Annotated in this window: 16 protein-coding genes; 11 read left to right on the top strand and 5 right to left on the bottom strand. The window is 66.6% G+C overall.

The window, feature by feature from the left end; translation table 11 throughout:
- Positions 1 to 19: 19 nt before the first annotated feature.
- Genes FBY30_RS07260 through FBY30_RS07250 form a run of 3 tightly spaced genes read right to left on the bottom strand, consistent with a single transcriptional unit; the run spans position 20 to position 5,857 of the window.
- Entirely contained in the window at positions 20 to 3,481 is a 3,462-nt protein-coding gene (locus tag FBY30_RS07260) for an ATP-binding protein (RefSeq protein WP_142132264.1), read from the bottom strand.
- Complete coding sequence (locus FBY30_RS07255) at positions 3,478 to 4,407, bottom strand: DUF4194 domain-containing protein (RefSeq protein WP_142132263.1); 930 nt, start codon at positions 4,405 to 4,407, stop codon at positions 3,478 to 3,480. Before FBY30_RS07255 ends, FBY30_RS07260 begins: the two co-directional genes overlap by 4 nt.
- A complete protein-coding gene (locus tag FBY30_RS07250; RefSeq protein ID WP_142132262.1) occupies positions 4,400 to 5,857 on the bottom strand; it encodes a DUF3375 family protein in 1,458 nt (485 codons plus the stop codon). Before FBY30_RS07250 ends, FBY30_RS07255 begins: the two co-directional genes overlap by 8 nt.
- Positions 5,858 to 6,129: 272 nt before the next feature.
- Here FBY30_RS07250 and FBY30_RS07245 point away from each other — a divergent pair, with 272 nt between their 5' ends.
- The 3 genes from FBY30_RS07245 (at position 6,130) to FBY30_RS07235 (ending at position 9,455) form a co-directional block, all read left to right on the top strand.
- Complete coding sequence (locus FBY30_RS07245) at positions 6,130 to 6,432, top strand: hypothetical protein (RefSeq protein ID WP_142132261.1); 303 nt, start codon at positions 6,130 to 6,132, stop codon at positions 6,430 to 6,432.
- Between the two features lie 61 nt (positions 6,433 to 6,493).
- Positions 6,494 to 8,494: an acyl-CoA dehydrogenase family protein gene (locus FBY30_RS07240; RefSeq protein ID WP_142132260.1), complete on the top strand. Its 2,001-nt coding sequence runs from the start codon at positions 6,494 to 6,496 to the stop codon at positions 8,492 to 8,494.
- A 64-nt stretch (positions 8,495 to 8,558) separates the two neighbouring features.
- Positions 8,559 to 9,455 carry a TIGR04086 family membrane protein gene (locus tag FBY30_RS07235; protein ID WP_142132259.1) on the top strand — a complete coding sequence of 299 codons (897 nt, stop codon included), beginning with the start codon at positions 8,559 to 8,561 and terminating at the stop codon, positions 9,453 to 9,455.
- Here the strand turns inward: FBY30_RS07235 and FBY30_RS07230 are convergent, their stop codons facing one another.
- On the bottom strand, positions 9,456 to 9,824 hold the full coding sequence (locus tag FBY30_RS07230; protein WP_142134998.1) for a YchJ family protein: 369 nt from the start codon (positions 9,822 to 9,824) through the stop codon (positions 9,456 to 9,458).
- Positions 9,825 to 10,020: 196 nt separating this feature from the next.
- On the opposite strand from FBY30_RS07230, the gene FBY30_RS07225 reads away from it, so the two are divergent.
- The 5 genes from FBY30_RS07225 to FBY30_RS07205 all read left to right on the top strand — a co-directional run bounded on the left by FBY30_RS07225 (position 10,021) and on the right by FBY30_RS07205 (position 14,203).
- Positions 10,021 to 10,671 carry a hypothetical protein gene (locus tag FBY30_RS07225; protein WP_142132258.1) on the top strand — a complete coding sequence of 217 codons (651 nt, stop codon included), beginning with the start codon at positions 10,021 to 10,023 and terminating at the stop codon, positions 10,669 to 10,671.
- Between the two features lie 39 nt (positions 10,672 to 10,710).
- Positions 10,711 to 11,715, top strand: a complete 1,005-nt coding sequence (locus tag FBY30_RS07220; RefSeq protein ID WP_142132257.1) for an aldo/keto reductase family protein — start codon at positions 10,711 to 10,713, stop codon at positions 11,713 to 11,715.
- Positions 11,716 to 12,576 carry an SDR family oxidoreductase gene (locus FBY30_RS07215; protein ID WP_142132256.1) on the top strand — a complete coding sequence of 287 codons (861 nt, stop codon included), beginning with the start codon at positions 11,716 to 11,718 and terminating at the stop codon, positions 12,574 to 12,576.
- 93 nt (positions 12,577 to 12,669) lie between these two features.
- Complete coding sequence (locus FBY30_RS07210) at positions 12,670 to 13,785, top strand: sulfite oxidase (RefSeq protein WP_142132255.1); 1,116 nt, start codon at positions 12,670 to 12,672, stop codon at positions 13,783 to 13,785.
- 34 nt (positions 13,786 to 13,819) lie between these two features.
- Positions 13,820 to 14,203 carry an RNA-binding S4 domain-containing protein gene (locus FBY30_RS07205; RefSeq protein ID WP_142132254.1) on the top strand — a complete coding sequence of 128 codons (384 nt, stop codon included), beginning with the start codon at positions 13,820 to 13,822 and terminating at the stop codon, positions 14,201 to 14,203.
- A gap of 17 nt (positions 14,204 to 14,220) precedes the next feature.
- Here the strand turns inward: FBY30_RS07205 and FBY30_RS07200 are convergent, their stop codons facing one another.
- Positions 14,221 to 14,733: a hypothetical protein gene (locus tag FBY30_RS07200; protein ID WP_142132253.1), complete on the bottom strand. Its 513-nt coding sequence runs from the start codon at positions 14,731 to 14,733 to the stop codon at positions 14,221 to 14,223.
- Positions 14,734 to 15,102: 369 nt separating this feature from the next.
- Between FBY30_RS07200 and FBY30_RS07195 the strand changes: the two genes are divergently transcribed.
- The 3 genes from FBY30_RS07195 (at position 15,103) to FBY30_RS07185 (ending at position 18,059) form a co-directional block, all read left to right on the top strand.
- The gene (locus tag FBY30_RS07195) at positions 15,103 to 16,479 is read left to right on the top strand and encodes an HNH endonuclease (protein ID WP_142132252.1); all 1,377 of its coding nucleotides are present in this window, start codon (positions 15,103 to 15,105) and stop codon (positions 16,477 to 16,479) included.
- Positions 16,458 to 17,339: a cytochrome c oxidase assembly protein gene (locus FBY30_RS07190; RefSeq protein ID WP_142132251.1), complete on the top strand. Its 882-nt coding sequence runs from the start codon at positions 16,458 to 16,460 to the stop codon at positions 17,337 to 17,339. Before FBY30_RS07195 ends, FBY30_RS07190 begins: the two co-directional genes overlap by 22 nt.
- A 102-nt stretch (positions 17,340 to 17,441) precedes the next feature.
- Positions 17,442 to 18,059 (top strand): uracil-DNA glycosylase, encoded by a 618-nt coding sequence (locus tag FBY30_RS07185; RefSeq protein WP_142132250.1) that lies wholly within the window; start codon positions 17,442 to 17,444, stop codon positions 18,057 to 18,059.
- The last annotated feature ends 101 nt before the right edge of the window (positions 18,060 to 18,160 follow it).

The raw sequence follows: 18,160 nt of genomic DNA, 5'->3' as shown, positions 1-18,160 counted from the left end.
GCGCGCAGTCCAAGTAGGGCTAGCGCAGGACGATGTCCACCGGGTTTGCCTCGGACCGCCAGGCCCCTTCCTCGCCGGGACGGGGCCGGATTACGGGCGCGGTAAGGACGCCGGAGCGGTTGGTGCGCCGGTCGCGGAGGATCTCGGTGACCGAGCCCAGGTGCCGGGACAGGTCGATCACGTTTTCGGGGGCTGCCAGCAGCAGCTGGAAGCCGAACTCGTGCAACGCCTTGATCCCGGCACCTGCGAACTCCTCGGAGGCGAGCACGAAGGCCTCGTCCATCATCACTGTGCCGTAAGTGGTGAAGCCCTGCTCCGCGATGCCCAGCTGGTAGCTCAGGGCCGCGGCCATGATGAACGCCGTAAACCGCTGTCGCTCGCCGCCGGACATGGAACCGGTGTCGGCGTGCATGAACACCTCGGTCTTTTTGCCGCCGCGGGGGCCTGCCACTTCCCTGTGCTCTTTGCACTGGATGAACAGATGTCCGCGCACGTCCAGCACCTCGGCGCGCCATCGCCGGTCCTCGGGTGCCTGCGATCCAAGTCTCTTCACCAGGGTTTCCAGGGACTTGTAGCGGGCGGTGAGCTCGCCGTCGTCGTCCTTGTCGGGGCCGGAACCGTCCGCGCGGGCTGCCTCCGCCTTGGCCGGCCGGGTATGCCGCGCCTTCAGGGCGTTTTGGATGGCGTCCTTGAACTGCTTGGCCGTGGGCGGCAGCGTCTGCTTGATGTCCAGTTCCAGGTAGCTGCCTTCGTGGAAGTTCACCTGCGACAGGATGCCGTTCAGCGGCAGGATCCGGCTGGTGATGGAGCGGCGTTCCTCGTCCAGCAGGTGCAGCAGGGTGCTGAACGATTCATGCGTGCGCTGGTTGAAGAACTGCCGGAACTCCGCTTCCTGCGCAGGCAGCCCGTCGTTGACGATTGCGTGGTACCGGGCCTCGAATTCGCTGGCCGCGCCGATGCTGGTGCCGTGGTCCGCCGAGATGGCGCTGCCCCACTCGCGCACGAAACCTTCGAAGATGCGGGTGAGCCGCTCGGCCGTGGCCTGTCCGCGTGACTCCGCGGTGTGCAGTTCGCCCAGCAGGGCGGTGCGGACCCGGTTGGCCAGGTTGTCCAGCTCGTGCATCTCGGTGACGTCGCCGAATTCCGCGAAGTACGGTTCCAGCGCTTTGACGGTGGGATCCGACGGCGGCGCCTGGGCAAGGCGGTTCCGCGCGGCTTCCAGCAGGGTGTCCGCAGCCGTCAGCTGGCGGTCGAGTGCCTTATATTCGCTTTGCAGGACCGCGGCGGATTCCGTGCTGGACTGGTGCTTCTGCCGGACCTCCTCGATGGTGGCGCGGAGCGGTTCCAGGTCCGCCTGGGCGTCCAGGGCGTCCTTGAGCCGCTGCTCTATCCGCGCCAGCTCATCGGCAGCAACTGCCGCAGACACCTGCTCCCACGGGCGGTCATCTTCGGCAATCCTCCGCAGCGCATCGAGCTGCCGGCTCATGCCCTGGTGCGAGTCCTCGCGGCTCTGCGCCAGCTCGGCGGCTTTGGCCACTTCCTGCCGGAGGTCCTCCACCTGGGCCGCCACAAGTTCCAGCTTGGCGGCGTTGTCGAAGCCCAGGACGTAGTCCTGCCGGCTGGTGAAGCGGTCGTCCTTTTCCACCGTGTGCCGGTTGCGCTTGACCACGCCGCCCAGGCTCAGGCCCTTGTCCATGCCGGCCAGCTCGTCGGGGTCTTCGACGCAGGGGTAGGCAAAGTCCAGGGCGATCCGCTCGCGGACCCATTCGCCGGCCTCGGCAGCCGAGCCGGCGGCGAGGATGTCCAGCTTGGTGAGCAGGTCGCCGTCGCGCGCGTCCTCCACGGCGAGCGCACCGCCGGCAAGCGGCTTGGACACGTCCACTGCCCGGAGCGCGCCGCGGACATTGTGGTCGTTGAGGTACCGGGTCACGGCACCGAAGTGCTCACCGGGGACCAGCAGGGTGGTGGCCAGGCTGCGGAGGGCACGCTCCGCAGCCGGACGCCACCGTTCCTCTCCCTCGGCCAGATCCATCAGTTCACCGGCGAAGGGCATCCGGTCCTCGGGTACGCCGGTTGCGGCGGCGATAGCCGCACGGTTTTCGATGCTCGACGGCGGCAGGAGGGACTTGCGCGTCTTCAGCGAGACGAGCTCCTGCTCGGCAGCGGCCAGCTCGCGTTTCCGGCTGGCATGGGCGTCAAACGCCTCGAACCGCAGCTCCTGAAGCGCCTGCGAATCATCCTTCAGCTCTGCCGACCGTGCCGCCGCCTGTTCGTGGGCCTGCTCCCAACCGGCGGCGCTCCACTCCAGCTGCAGCCCGGCGTCGGCCAGCGCCTGCTGGGCCGCCTCCTCCACCTGCTGGCGGAGCTTCAGGCCAACCCGGGCGTTCTCCAGCGACTGCTCGATTGCGGAGATCGCGTTACCGCCCTGGTTGTTGTAGTCGGTCTCCAGCTGCCGCAGTTCCCTGGCCAGGCCATCCCGGACACCCCGCTCGGCGCCGAGTTCCTTGGCTTTCGCCTGGGCCAGTTCACGGAAGCGGAGCAGGGTCTTCTGATGGACCGTGACGGCGAGCTGCTGCTTGTACGCCTCGAACTCCTCGCCCACCAGCTCCCGGAGCCGGTTGGCGTCCAGCAGCGACTGCGCGTACTCCCGGTTCAGCCCCGGCACCGGCGCCAGCTGGTCGCGCTGCTGCCGGACGTCCTCCAGCCGCTGGCGGATGGACATCAGGTTGCTGAACTCCTCCACCACGTCATCCGCGGCGGCCAACGTTGCGGGGGCGTCCAGGACCTGGTCGCGGAAGAACGTGTTGACGCTCCCGCCCAAGCCCTTGCCGGCCTGGATCACGCGCAGCAGGGGCAGCGCCTGGTCCGAGCTGATACCCAGAAGGCGCCGGAACCGCTCCGCGAACGCCTTGTGGACGTCGAAGACCTGGGCGTGCGGGAAGATCGTCTCCAGCGCTCCCTTGGTGAAGCGCTTGTCCGCAATCCCCTCCAGCGTCTCCAGGTCCAGGGGCACGTTGTCGATCAGGTAGAACCGGCCCACGCTGGACTCCGTGCCGTTCTTGGGCAGGTCGAACAGCGCCGAGATCGTCACCCGCGTGCCGGCCGCGTTGTCGAATGTCAGGGCGACGGCGGACCACGTGGCACCCGGCCGCTGGAACGCACTGGCCGAGCCCTCGCCCACGGCCTTGTCCCCCACCTTGCCGCGCATATACGTGAACGTGGTCCGCTTGTCCTCCACCGCCCCCGAACGCTGCGCCGCCGCCTCATTGGACCGGGGCCGCGCATCAAACACCCGCAGCATCGCATCGAACAACGTCGACTTGCCCACGCCCGAGTTACCCGTCAGCAGCGTCCCGTCGCGGTCCACGTGCATCGTGTGCGCCCCATGGAACGTCCCCCAGTTGACCACCTGCACCAACGCAAGCCGCATCTGCCCCGGGTTCGTGACATCCCCCAACGGGAGCATGCTCGCGATCGTCATTTAGTCACCTCAGTCTTGCTTTCGTTCGCGCCGCCACCGGGCACATGCTCGGCGTGCTCGCTCGTTCCTCGCTTAGACGCACGCTGCCGCATGTCCCCGTCGTCACCGCTGGTGCCGGGGGCGGCATCGGCGTCGTCGTCCCCCGCACCGTCGTCCTCACCCGAAGTATCGCCGTCGAGGTCTATTAGCGCTTCTGTGCCCGTGGGATCTGCCGACGCTGCTACCAAGGCCTCGATGTGGGCCGGGATGTCGCCGATGTTTTCGAACGGCAGGGCCAGGGGCAAGGCATTGGAGATCGTGTAGACGTCGTCCAAGCCCGTGGGCAGCAGGAGTTGGCGGGCCAGGAGCTTGGTGATGGCGCGGGTGACCACGTCGGAGTCGCGGAGGGCGTCCTGTTGCCCGGCAGGCTGGTAGTGCGCCACCAGGTCCGTAATTTCCTCGCGGGTGATGGTGGGATCGGTTTGGGCGGTGACGTGCCGGTCCAGCAGCAGGCGGAGGCGGAGCAGCACGATGGTTTCCACCCGGCTGAGGGCACGCTGCTGGCGCAGGATGCTGGACCGGGTGCTGCCGCCGATCACCTCCGGGTCCACCGGCCGGAGAACGGCGATCTTCCGCTCGTGGTCCAGCTGCAGGGTGAGGAACAACTCGGAGAGGCGGCTGCGCAGGGTTACCTGGTTGTCCAGGAGTACGGTCCACAGCTTCTCGTCGCGGCCACCGTCGATGTACGGGCCCTTGAGGAGCTTCACCAGGGCCTGGCGCACCTTCATGGACAGGACGCCGGTGTCGCCGGGAAACAGCGCAGCGCCGTCGACGAAGGTGTCGCGCGGTGAAACGGTGAACGGGCGCTCGGCTGCCGGTGCGGGCTCGGCCCCAGGCTGGATATCCTCAGCCTCGTCCAGGCCGGCGTCGTGTGAAACCTCAGTCATCTGAATCCTTTGCGAGCGTGACCACCGGCAGGTAGGCCCTGCGGGTTGAGCCGTCTATCTGTTCGAAGTCCAGGCCCTCATAGTCGCTGCGGTTAAAGTCGGCCCCGGCGTGCAGGGCCTCCGACAGCAGGGCGCGGATGGAGTTGATGTGCTGCTCTTCGGGCGGCAGCTGCTGCCAGGCGTCGGCCAACGTTGCGGCTCCTGCCAGGGCCGCCCGGACCACGGCCGGCTTGGCCTTGCCCGTCCTCGGCGAGCGCACCCGGTCCGAGTCGGTGAAGGCGATGGGGTCGGCCAGGCGGGGCGGTGCCGCGAACTCGTCCGGGTCGAACAGCTTCACCATGGACAGGGACTCGAAGCCGGCGTTGTAGAGGACCGGCCCGGGAACCAGACCGGGCCGTTCCCGCTCGTACGGGAGGGAGCGGATGGCCTGCTCGGCTTCGCGCAGGACCTGGCGCAGCCTGACCGATTGGCGGAAGTCGTCACTCTGGACGTACGTGTTGAGGCTTTCGCTGAGCTTGCCGTAGATGCGCTGGATCTGGCTGTGCTGCTGGCGGAGCTCGGCCACCAGGTTCTTCAGCGTTTCCCGGTCCTCGGGTGAGAGCTCGTCCGCGAACTGCCGGCTCAGGACCTCACCGATAGCGGAGCGGAAGCGAAGCTGCTGCTGCGGGTCCTCAAGGAATGCGGTGAAGGAACGGAACGTCCTTCCCTCGGGGCTCTGGCGCAGCCGCTTGTCGGCTTCCAGGACCTGGGCCATCGTGGCACCCTTGGTCAGCGACTCCTCGATGATCTGGTTGCGGAGTTCACCCACCAGTTCCTCGATCCGGTCGCGCATCTTTTTGTAGTCGGCAGGCAGGCTCGCGGCGAGGTCCAGGATGTTCCCGGCAGCTTCGACGGCTTCGTCGTCGTCAAGCAGGCCGTCGAACTCGCCGGTGCTGATGTCCTCGATCAGTTGCTGGCGCTCCTCAATTTCCTCTTCCAGCGCTTCGAGGCGGGCGCTCTGGTCCGGGTTGGTTTCGTTGGCGAGCTTTTCCACATCGCCCAGGAGCGTGCCCAAGCGGGAACCGTTCAGGGTGGACCGCTCACTGGAGAGGCTGTCCAGGAAGGCGAGCACACGGGCTGCAGGCTCGGTGGCCTCATAGACAATCTGTCCGGACTGGTTGCGGCGGGTCAGGAACTGCCGCCGGGTCCACTCATCGCCAAAAGCCTTGCCGTTGGCCCCTCCTCCCAGCCCGGGGTCCTGGCGCCGGAGCTCCTCAAGGAAGGTGTCGACGTCGGCGTGGAACTCCTCGAGCGGCACCTGGGGCCGGGTGCGGGTAAAGGAAGCCTGCAGCACCGCGATCACCCACGGCGCCGAGCGCGTCAGGGCCCAGGCAGGTCCCTTGGTGAGGAGTTCGAGGTCCCGGAGCCGGGCGCTGATGGCGTCAGCGGATGACCTGGCGGAGCGGGGCACACACTCTCCTTGGGCTGTTGGCTGTTGGGCTGTTCCGGGCGCTGGGCAGGGCCGACCGAACGGGACGGACCGGAAAACTGCCAACTACAAGGTTAACGCAGCCCGCCGCGACCGCTTCGTGACCTACCTGCCGGTAGTGTTTCGATCCCGTATCAACAGTCACTTCTGTCCCATCCTGCTCTGGCTGGCCGCGCCGCGTCACTCTAATCTGCTGCTACTGGTCTTCGCCACACAGCAGTCTTTCGCATAGCAATGTCGCAGCAGGGGGATTCATGCAGTTCGATTTGAGTTCAGTGGAAACAGCCACCTTGGTGTTCATCGGTACCCTGGTTTTCGGTGCCGTCCTGGCCGGATTCGTCCTCACGGCGGGGCTGGTCGCGCTGGCGGTACTGGGGGTGGGCAAACTCATTTGGATGGTGGTGGCCAATACGCTGATGGCCGTAGTCCACGGAATCAACGCCGGCTGGGACAAGCTGGTCCGCCGCGCCTCCGCCGTGGACCTTCCGGCCGATTTCCAGGGCCAAACGTCCCCTAGCACCGGAACCTACCCGCGGGTAATCTTGAGGGACAGCTGAAGGGTTCTCCAACCCCGGCGGATCCATGGCTACACCGGCCATCCGGCCAAGGAGATAACCCATGACCTCCGCCACTGACAGCCAGGCCAAGGACGCCCCGGCTGATGAGACCCCCGTCCCCGCCGGCAAGATCGGTGCCGGGGCCACCGCTGAAGATGCCCGGGCCGTCGCCGAAGCCGCCCGCGAATATGGCTGGGACCGTCCAAGCTTCGCCAAGGGCCTTTACCTTGGCAGCTTTGACCTGGACCTGGTCCACCCGTGGCCTGCCGCGGACCCTGCATCCGTGGAACGGGGTGAGGAGTTCATGGCCCGCCTCACGGAGTTCGCCAAAACCATGTCCGGCCGCGCGATCGAGCGGGAAGCAAAGATCCCGGACGACTACATCAAGGGCTTGACGGATCTGGGCGTCTTTGGCATGAAGATCCCGGAGGAATACGGCGGCCTTGGGCTCTCGCTGGTGTACTACGGCCGGGCCCTTGCCTTGCTGGGCAGCGTGCACCCCAGCCTGGGCGCCCTCATCTCTGCCCACCAGTCCATCGGCGTGCCGGAGCCGGTAAAGGTCTTTGGCACGCCGGAACAGAAGCGCGAGTACCTGCCCCGCTGTGCCGCCGGTGCCGTCACCGCGTTCCTCCTCACCGAACCGGACGTGGGCAGCGATCCCGCGCGCCTGGGCAGCACAGCAACTCCAACGGACGACGGCGACGCGTACCTTTTGGACGGCGTGAAACTTTGGACCACCAACGGGGTGATCGCCGAACTGGTGGTGGTGATGGCGGTGGTCCCGGCGCACACCGATCCGGACGGCACCAGGCACAAGGGCGGCATCAGTGCGTTCGTGGTGGAAATGGATTCCCCGGGCATCACGGTGGAGAACCGGAACGCGTTCATGGGCCTGCGCGGCATCGAGAACGGGGTGACCCGCTTCCATCAGGTAAGGGTGCCGGCCGCCAACCGGCTGGGCCGCGAGGGGCAGGGCCTGAAGATCGCGCTCACCACGCTTAATACCGGCCGCCTGGCGTTACCCGCCCTCTGCGTGGCCTCCGGGCGGTGGAGCTTGAAGATTGCCCGGGAATGGTCCAACGCCCGCACCCAGTGGGGCCGTCCCGTGGGCGAACACGAAGCCGTGGGCAAGAAAATTGCGTTCATCGCGGCCTCGGCCTTTGCCCTGGACGCGGTCTTCGAACTCTCCGCCGAGCTTGCCGATGCCGGCCAGAAGGACGTCCGGATCGAGGCGGCGCTCGCCAAGCTCTGGGCCACCGAGATCAGCTGCACCATTGCGGACGAGCTGGTCCAGATCCGTGGCGGGCGGGGCTTCGAGACCGCAGAGTCGCTGGCCGCGCGGGGTGAACGTGCGGTGCCGGCCGAGCAACAGTTGCGGGACCTGCGAATCAACAGGATCTTCGAGGGGTCCTCGGAAATCATGCGGCTGCTGATCGCCCGGGAAGCGGTGGATGCGCACCTTGCTGCCGCCGGCGACCTTGCGTCCCTGGACGCGAGCCTGGCCGACAAAGCGAAGGCCGCCGTCGGGGCTTCCAGCTTCTATGCCAAATGGCTGCCGAAATTGGTCGCCGGCGCCGGCATGGACCCCCGCTCGTACGGTGAGTTCGGCAGGCTGGCCAAGCACCTCCGCTTCGTGGAACGCTCGTCGCGCCGGCTGGCACGTCAAACCTTCTACGGCATGGGCCGGTGGCAGGCCAAGCTGGAGCGGAAGCAGGCGTTCCTGGGCCGCGTGGTGGACATCGGCGCCGAACTCTTCGCCATGACCGCCTGCTGTTCCCGCGCCGAGATGCTCCTCAAGACGTCCCCTGACAAGGCCGCCGGCGCGTACGAACTGGCCGACGCCTACTGCGAGCAGGCCAGGGTGCGTGTGGACGAGTACTTCGACCAGCTGTGGCGGAACACGGACGACGCCGACCGGGAGCTGACGCGCAAGGTCCTGGCCGGTGACTACACGTGGCTTGAGGCGGGCGTGCTGGACCAGTCCGAAGGCACCGGCCCCTGGATCGCCGATGCCTCGCCGGGGCCGTCCCAAAAGGAGGACCTGCACCGGAAATACCGGTAAAACCGCAGGTCACAAAATAGTAAGCACGCTTGCTATCGGCTGGGGCGGGTGGTTGAGTTGAGGCATGAGCAGCTCAACGGACCCAGAGAACCCGCCTCCCCGCCGCGCCCGGGAGGACGAAACCACCCGCAGCGGAAGCTACCGCAACGGTAACGCCGACGACGCCGCCACGCGCTCGTTTGACCAGGCGCCGGCCCGGGAAGGAGTGGGGGCGCGGGAAGAAGTGCCAACCCGCGCCGTGGACCGTGACCGCGGCATTGGCAGGGACCGGGACGCCGTGGTGGACCGTGACCGCGCGGACGTCAGGGCGGAGCGGGAATACCAGCCCGCGCCGACTGTTGCCACCCCCGTAGTTGACGCCGGACTGGCAGACAGGGAAACCGCCGTCGCGCGCCAGAAGGAGCGGTTTGGCGGCATCAAGGTGGGTTCGGCGTTCTTTGGCTGGCTGACCGCTACCGGTATGGCCGTGCTGTTGACGGCGCTGGTGGCCGCCGCCGGCACCGCCGTGGGGCTCGCCAATAACACCGACGTCAACCAGGCCGTAAACCAGGCTGCGCAGAACAGCGGCACCGTCGGACTGGTGGGCATCATCGTCCTGCTGGTGATCCTGTTTCTCTCCTACTACTGCGGCGGCTACGTGGCCGGCCGGATGGCCCGCTTCAACGGCGCCAAGCAGGGGCTCATGGTGTGGGTGTGGGCCTTGATCGCGGCCATCGTGGTGGCAATCCTGGGGCTCGTGGCAGGACAGCAGTTCAACGTCCTCGCCAACCTGAACAGCTTCCCCCGCATCCCCGTCAATGAAGGCCAGCTCACCACCACCAGCATCATCGCCGCGGTGGTGGTGGCAGCAGTGGCCCTCATCGGAGCCATCCTCGGCGGCCTGGCAGGCATGCGCTTCCACCGGAAGGTTGACCGCGCCGGCTTCACCCCGGACAGCGAGTTCTACGACGACGAGGAGTAGTCAGGCGAGGATGTCGCCGTCCACGTAGAACCACCGGCCGTCCTCGCGGACGAACCTGCTGTCCTCGTGCAGGACGCCCCGGTCGTTGCCGTGCCGGTAGTAGGCCTTGAACTCCACTCTTCCCTCGGTATCGAACGGGCCGCCGTTGCTGGTGGCCACGATGTCCAGGCGGCGCCACTCCATGGCCGGATCCAGGTCCAGGCCCGCCGGCGCAGTGGAGGGGTGGTGTGTGCGCAGGAGGTAATCCTCGTCCAGCTGGACAAATGCGGTGTAGCGGGACCGCATGAGCTGCTCCGCCGTCGCCGCCTGGGCCCGGCCCGAATGGAACCGGCCGCAGCACTGGGAGTACGGCTCCCCGGACAGGCACATGCAGTTTGAGGAATCAATTGGGTCGGTCACCCGGCGATGCTGTCACATCCGGTAACAGGTTCGCTACAACCCCGGCCATGATGCTGTGGAGGGCGGCACGTCCGGCCAAAAATCCGTATGGTGGAGAAGGAGCTTGCGGGTCCGGCACTTGTTGCCCGGACGTAGGCCCAGGACGAAGGCAGAGAGGAGAGCTGACGTGGACCACCCGGACACTCTCGTCCTCAACCTGACCTTCCTGGGCACTGTGGGCGTGGCCCTCATGATGTTCGGCGTCCTCTTCCTGCTGGGGGTCATCACCCTGGTCCTCGCAGGCCTTGGCCGCCTGGCCGCCCTCGTGCTGATGGTCCTCTTCGGCCGCGTCCCGGGCAGGACCGGCGAAGGGCGTTCTGCCAACACGGCAACCAGCCGCGCTCAGTCCCGTAAGCCGCTCCGGGAACGGGCCGTCGCGCTGAAGCCGGACCGGGTGAAGGAGTCGCTCCGCACCGCCGTCGTACGCCATCCCAAGCTTGCCGCCGCGCGCCCTGAACCCGCGGTCCTCGCGGAAGACTGGGCCTCCGCTGTTGCCGAGGCGGATAAGCGCGCCCAAGCCAGGGCACGGGCGGAACGGCCGGAAATCAAGTTGTCCGTCCGGGACCTTCCGGACCCGGCCGTACCTGCGGACAAGGTCTCCGAAGTGGCCCCGCTGGTGGAGTCCGCCCTGCACAACCACCGCCCGCCGCATGAAATGCCGCGGTCATTCAAGAAGCCGCAGCCGCTGCACCCGGTGCCGCCGCTGGATACCGGATCCCTCGTGTCGCTGGCCGGCCCGCAGCAGGTACTCAAGGAACAGGCCAAGGAGAATGGCTAAGCCCTTACCCTGAGCAACCATCTGCGTTAGCGTGAACACATGGAATTCAGATACCTCGGAAACAGCGGCTTCAAAGTCTCGGAAATCACGTTCGGCAACTGGCTGACACACGGCTCGCAGGTGGAGAACGACGTCGCCACCCAGTGCGTGCGGGCGGCCCTCGACGCCGGCATCAGCACCTTCGATACAGCAGACGTCTACGCCAACACGGCCGCGGAGACCGTCCTGGGCGAGGCCCTGAAGGATGAGCGGCGCGAGTCCCTGGAAATCTTCACCAAGGTCTTCGGCCCAACCGGTCCCAAGGGCAAGAACGATCTGGGCCTGTCCCGCAAGCACATCATGGAATCCATCAACGGTTCGCTGCGCCGGCTGCAGACGGATTATGTGGACCTGTACCAGGCCCACCGCTACGATTTCGAAACGCCGCTGGAAGAAACCATGCAGGCGTTCGCTGACATCGTCCGCCAGGGCAAGGCGCTGTACATCGGCGTGAGCGAGTGGACCGCGGAGCAGCTCCGCGAAGGCCACAAGCTGTCCAAGGAACTGGGCTTCCAGCTCATCTCCAACCAACCGCAGTACTCCATGCTCTGGCGCGTCATCGAGGCCGAGGTGGTTCCGGCGTCGGAAGAACTGGGCGTGTCCCAGATTGTCTGGTCCCCCATGGCACAGGGCGTCCTCAGCGGCAAGTACCAGCCCGGCCAGCCAGCTCCCGAGGGCAGCCGCGCCACGGACGAAAAGGGTGGCGCCAAGATGATCCAGCGGTGGATGCGGGATGACGTGCTGGCAGCCGTGCAGGAACTGAAGCCGATTGCCCAGGAGGCAGGGCTGACCATGCCGCAGCTGGCCGTCGCCTGGGTGCTGCAGAACCCCAACGTGGCGTCCGCCATCGTGGGTGCGTCCCGGCCCGAGCAGATCGCCGACAGCGTGGGCGCCGCCGGCGTGAAGCTGGAGGCGGAGGTCCTCAAGCGGATCGACGACGCCATCGGCGGCCTCGCAGAACGGGACCCGGCACAGACCAAGTCGCCGGCCACACGGGAAGCGTAAGTGGCGTCCCCGTCGGAACTGCCGGAGCTTGCGGTCACCGGCTCCACCGGAGGCCTGGGCGGCATGGTGGCGCGGGAGCTTGCCGCGTCCGGTTTCGCCCAGCGCCTGCTGGTGCGCGACGCCGTGCGGGCGCCGCAGCTGGACGGCGCGCATGCGGTGGTGTGTTCCTACGGGGACGGCGCGGCCTCCCGGCAGGCCCTGGAGGGAGCGAAAGTCCTGTTCATGGTGTCCGCCGCGGAGTCCGAGGACAGGCTGCAGCAGCATTACGCGTTCGTGGACGCCGCTGCGGAGGCCGGAGTGGAGCACGTGGTGTACACGTCCTTCTACGGCGCGGCGCCGGATGCCACCTTCACCCTGGCCAGGGACCACTACGCCACGGAGGAGCGGATCAAGGCGTCCGGGATGGAATACACCCTCCTGCGCGACAACTTTTACCTGGACTTCCTGCCGTTGATGACCGGGGACGACGGCGTGATCCGCGGACCTGCCGGTGACGGCGTCTTTTCGGGGGTGGCGCGGGAGGACATCGCACGCTGCGCCTACGCGGTGCTGCGCGATCCAGCCATCCATAAGGGCATGACGTACAACCTCACCGGGCCGGAAGAGCTGACCATGGCGCAGGCCGCCGAGGTGCTCAGTACCGGGACCGGGCGGACCGTGCGCTACCAGCCGGAGACGCTGGAGGAAGCCTACGCATCCCGGGCCTCCTACGGGGCTCCGCAGTGGCAGCTGGATGCCTGGGTCAGCACTTACACGGCCATGGCAGCAGGCGAGATGGCAGGGCTTTCGCCGGACGTCCACGGGCTGACCGGCCAGGACCCCATCAGCCTCGCCGAGTTCTTGACGCGGCCGGTGCTGTAGCGGCGATTTAATTTCGTTGACGGGCGGGTGGGCCCGGCGTAGACCTGTTGGTGCCGGGGGCGTCGTTAGTCCGCCAAGCAGAATCGCACGGCCATGAATTACAGCAACCAGCAGTCAACCCGGCAGGAGCCGGCGCCGGCGCCGTCACCGGCCACGCAGCCTGCGTCCGGCCCGCTCACCCGGGAGGAACTGCAGCTCGCCGCCCGGAACCACTCCATGCCACTGGAGGCGCTCCGCCGCGACGTCACCCCGCCCGGGCTCCACTACGTGCTGACGCACTTCGACATTCCGGAGCTCGACGGTTCGTCCTGGCATTTGCGGATCGGCGGGGCCGTAGAACGCGCCCTGGAACTGGGCATGGCGGCGCTCCGCAGGGACCCTGCCATCACCGTGCCCGTCACCCTCGAGTGCGCAGGGAACGGCCGGTCGCTCCTTGAGCCCCGGCCCCTCAGCCAGCCGTGGGTCCTGGAGGCGGTGGGCACGGCCCACTGGACCGGGGTTCCACTGGCCTACCTCCTTGGCAAGGCGGGCGTACTTCCGGACGCGGTGGAGGTGGTCTTCACCGGAGCCGACGCCGGGATACAGGGCGGCGTCCCCCAGCGCTACGCACGCAGCCTGCCGATCCGCGAGGCGCTGCGTCCCGACGTCGTCCTTGCCTACCAAATGAACGGCGCCGACCTGCCGCCGCAGCATGGCTACCCGCTGCGGCTGGTGGTCCCGGGCTGGTACGGGATGGCCAGTGTGAAGTGGCTGGAGTCCATCGAGGTGGTTAGGACGCCCTTCAGGGGCTTCCAGCAGGAGGTCGCGTACCGCTACCAGGACTCCGCGGACGACGCCGGCACGCCGGTTTCGCGGATCAGGGTGCGTTCGCTGATGGTTCCGCCGGGTGTTCCGGACTTCTTCTCCCGGCAACGGTTCCTGCGTGCGGGCCCGGTCATGCTGGAAGGCAGGGCATGGTCCGGCGAAGGTACCGTGACCGCCGTCGACGTGGGGATCGACGGCACCTGGCTGCCCGCCCACTTGGACAAGCCGGCGGGCGGCTACGCGTGGCGGCGGTGGAGCCTGCCCTGGGTGGCGAACCCCGGCGAGCACGTCCTTTCCTGCCGCGCCACGGACATCACGGGTGCCACCCAACCACTGGAGCAGAACTGGAATTTCCAGGGGATGGGCAACAACGTGGTGCAGCAGGTGACCGTGACTGTGGAGTGATGTTGCGGCCCCGGGGCTATACTCGGTGCCAATCATGACCAGCCTTCCTTCCTCCCCCGCCAGTGTCCGGATCGATGCCTGGCTGTGGGCCGTGCGCGCTTATAAGACGCGTTCTGCCGCCACCGCAGCCTGCCGCGCGGGGCATGTCCGCCTGAACGGCAGCCCATCCAAGGCGTCGGCGACGTTGGTGACCGGCGATACCGTCACCGTCCGCATGCCTGGCTACGAACGCATCCTCGAAGTGCGGCGGCTCATCGCCAAACGCGTGGGAGCCGAGGCCGCGTCGCACTGTTTTACCGACCACACTCCCCCGCGGCCCGTTCTGCCGGCACTTGGGCTTCCCCAGCGCGACCGCGGCGCTGGGCGGCCCACCAAGAAGGACCGCCGCGAAATGGAGCGGCTGCGGGGACCTGCGTGACAGGCGCGTTGCCGCCGTCAAGCGCCCGCTTTGGTTCGTGCCTGCACAAGGTTGGCGAACGGTAAGCGGCCAAATTCCTCCACAAAAGCAGCGTGGTAACCAGCTTCTGCGCGGTTTAGCTGGTCCGCCGGAAGTTCCTTCCACGCAATTGCCAGTGATCCGGAGTCGGCGAGTTGCCAGATAAGCCGCCCGTCCCAGTGGCCGGGCGGCTTCCCCTGCCCAAAGTCAGCGAATTCCTGGATCTGGCGCCGAAGCCCGCGGTTCCCCTTGCTTCCGGGTCCGGCCTTCCCCATGTAGAGCACAACGGCGCCATCCACCCACTCGGCGGCTAACGCGGCCGCGGGGAGGGACGGGTCCTTCTTCTTGAAGACGCCCGCGGTGCTTTTCGAGAGGAAGCGGGGCGTGAAGCCGTCCGGAGCAATCACGGCGAAGAGGCCTGTTCCTTGTGGGATCCTCATGGTCTCGAGGTCCTGGACCGGCCGGAAGCCAGCGAAACCTTCGGCCTTCAGGCCCTTCCTGGTGAACTGCATAGTCCATTGAACAGCAGGCCAGGGACCACCGCTGCGTTTGCGTTTTCCACATAGGGATCTTGGGTGTCTGTTGATGTCACACCCTGCTGGAAGACTTTGGTTATGGAGGCAGTTTTGGGGGCAGCGGGAGTTCTGGAGGCACAGCCTCGGGGGTTTTTTGCTGCTGATTTGCCGCAGCCCACGGGTGCTGTGGCAAGCGTTGCTGAAACGCCGGAGGCCTTTCCGTCATTGCCTGCCATCCCGTCCGCTACTAATGCCGGTCAGCGTCAGTTCGCACCGGCTGCCCCTTCCATCTCGCCGGTTGCGCCTTCCATTGGTGACGTCTTGAGCCTGCTTGCCCGCGTCCCGGTCCCTGCAGATGGGGCGGGGATGAACGAGCAGATCCGCGGCCTTGAGGACCTGAAGTGCCTGGCCGGTGCACGCCAGGCCGATACCGCTGTTGCTTTTGATCTTCAGCAGCGGCGGGAGCAGGCCGCGGCCGGTGTCCCTGCTAATGAGCAGGGTGCCGGGGTGGCTGCGCAGATCGCGCTCGCGCGGCGGGAGTCCCCGGCTAAGGGTTCCCGGTTGCTGGGCCTGGCCAAGACCCTTCCCGGGATGCCCCATACGTTCGCCGCGTTCCGGTCCGGCTTGCTGAACGAGTGGCGGGTCACGCTGGTGGTGAAGGAAACCATCTGCCTCTCCCCGGAGGACCGGGCCGGGGTGGATGAGGAACTCGCCGCCGATACCGGCGCCCTGGACGGCATGGGAGACAAAGCCGTAATCGCCGCGGTCCGTGCGGCGGCGTACCGGCGGGATCCCGCCTCGGTTGCGAAGCGGGCTGCCCGGGCCGTGGGTGAGCGGTGCGTGAGCCTGCGCCCGGCCCCGGACACCATGGCCTACCTGACCGCGCTGCTCCCGGTCGCCCAGGGTGTCGCCGCGTACGCCGCCCTGGCCAAAGACGCCGACGACACTGCCCGGTTGGCCGGGGATGACAGGTCGCGGGGGCAGGTCATGGCCGACACCCTCGTCGAGCGCGTCACCGGCACCCCGGGCGGGATCAACGGGGTGGAGATCCAGCTCGTCATGACCGACCGCACCCTCCTCCAAGCCGACGCCGAACCCGCCCGGCTGCCCGGTTACGGCACCATCCCCGCAGCCTGGGCCAGGGAACTCACCCTCACCAACCCACCAACCACACGAACACCCGCCACAGCCTCGGATGCGGGACCCGGTCATGCAGGTCCCGACGAAACCGTCAGTGACGCAAGGGTCAGCGCGGCGGACCCGGAAGAACACACAGGGCTGGAGACGCAGGAGCTCAACCTCTGGGTCCGGCGGCTCTACACCGCACCCGGCACAAATGAGTTGGTGGCGATGGACTCCAAAGCACGGATCTTCCCGGCCGGCCTGAAACGCTTCCTCCAGATCCGGGACGATACCTGCCGGACCCCGTACTGCGACGCCCCGATCAGGCACCACGACCACATCACCGCCTGGCACAACGGCGGACCCACCACCGCCGTCAACGGCCAAGGCCTCTGCGAAGCCTGCAACCACACCAAAGAAACCCGCGGCTGGACGGCAAAACCCGTCCCCGGCCCACGCCACACCGTCACAACCACCACCCCAACCGGCCACACCTACCACTCCACCGCCCCACCACTCCCCGGAGCTCCGGTTCGCGGAGCCCCGGTGCACAACCAAGCAGTCAGACCATTCTCAGGAACGCCACCTATTCTTGGCGCGTGCCACCCCTTGAGATCCTGATGTCCTCCTGGCAACTCGACTGGGCTGCAACTGCCTTCGTCGTTGTGGCCGGCGTCCTGTACGGGTGGGGAATGCGGTCAGCCGCCGGCCGAGGCCAAGGCTGGCCTGTCTGGCGGGCGGTTGCGTTCTACGTCCTGGGCCTGGGCTCGTTCGTCGTCCTGACCTGTGGGTTCACTGGCGTCTACGGCGCGGAGCAGCGGTGGGCATTCACCATCAAGATATCCATGCTGCTCTTTGTCGTTCCGCTGCTTATCGGGCTGGGAAAGCCCCTCACCCTTGCCCGGGCGGCCTTGCCGGCCAGGGGAATAGGCACCCTAAACACTGTCCTGGCCAGCCGGCCTGTCCGGTTCGTCAGCAACTCATTCGGTGCGCCGCTGCTGGGCCTGGTGCTCTTTTCCACGTTCCTGACTCCCATGTTTTACACACTCCGGACAAATCCCGTGGCCGGCGCACTCCTCACCCTCGGTGTTCCGCTGCTTGGCATGCTGATGGCCCTCCCCATCATCGAGGAGTCGGACTTCCAGCGGTCCAGCGCGTACCTGACCCTGGAATTCATGTTCGTCTTCATCGAACTGCTGATCGACGCGATCCCCGGAATCCTGCTCAGCCTGAACGGCCAGGTGCTCGACCACGCAATGTCAGTGCCCAACCCCCAGTGGTGGTTCAGGGATGCGTTCCAGGACCAGCAGTTTGCGGGAAACCTGCTCTGGTTCATCTGCGAAGTTGTGGACCTCCCACTGATCATCCTCATGTTCATCCGCTTCTCACGGAGCGATAAGCGGGAAGCTGGAGTCTTTGATGAGCTGACAGACGAACAGTTGAGCGAGCTGCACAGGCAGCACCTGCGCGGCCCGCACTAGGTTGGCCTGCTCAAAAAATTCGGTGTGCGCACCACTCCCGGTGAAAGCGTAGAGTGACATAGGACGCCTGATTCTGGACGCCTTGCTGCTAAGGGAGAAATCGTGACGATTGATTGGGACGAAAAAAAGGCCCTGTTACAGGAACCGAATATCGCGAAGGTAACCCAGCTTTGCGACGAATTGATGGAAAAGAAGCCCGGTTCCACGGTCCCCTACATCGACCCCGTACACGACGAAGATGAGTGCAGGATCATTAGCCTCCAGGCCAGTCCCGGCAAGGGGACCGAGTCCGGATTTGTTTCCCACAACAACGACGACGAAGCGGCCCGCCGGGCAACCCAGATTTACGAGCTCGCTGAACTGGACCCCCGCTACGTCATGCCTTGGAACGCTTACCCCTGGGTCCGCGAGAGCGGCAGTCCCTCGGCCCTGAGCGTCCAGGAGAAGACCGATGGGCTCCGCCCGTTCCGGCAGTTCCTCAAGATCAATTCGCGTGTCTCGGCCATCATCGCGCACGGTACGGATGCGTCCACGTTCCTGACCCTGTTCGAGAAGACCTACCACTCCTCGCTGAAGAACAACGGAATCAAAATCTATAAGGCCACCGCCCTTGGCGGCAGGGCCTTTGCTGTTTCAGAGGCAAAGCAGGAAGAGCTCCTGGCCAAGAACGTGGAGACCTACCGGGATGCCATGCAGCGGGCCGGCATCCAGCACCTCTAGGGCGCGCTTCCCCGGGTGCACGGAAAACTGCGCACACCTTGATCCACCCTTGATGAATCCTTGCTTCTCCATCTCCAGCATTAGTGGAGTAAACACTCAGG

The organism is Arthrobacter sp. SLBN-83 (genome assembly GCF_006715285.1).
Taxonomy (GTDB): domain Bacteria; phylum Actinomycetota; class Actinomycetes; order Actinomycetales; family Micrococcaceae; genus Arthrobacter.
Note: the sequence above shows the minus strand (reverse complement) of the source record. Positions and strands in the feature narration are given on the sequence as shown.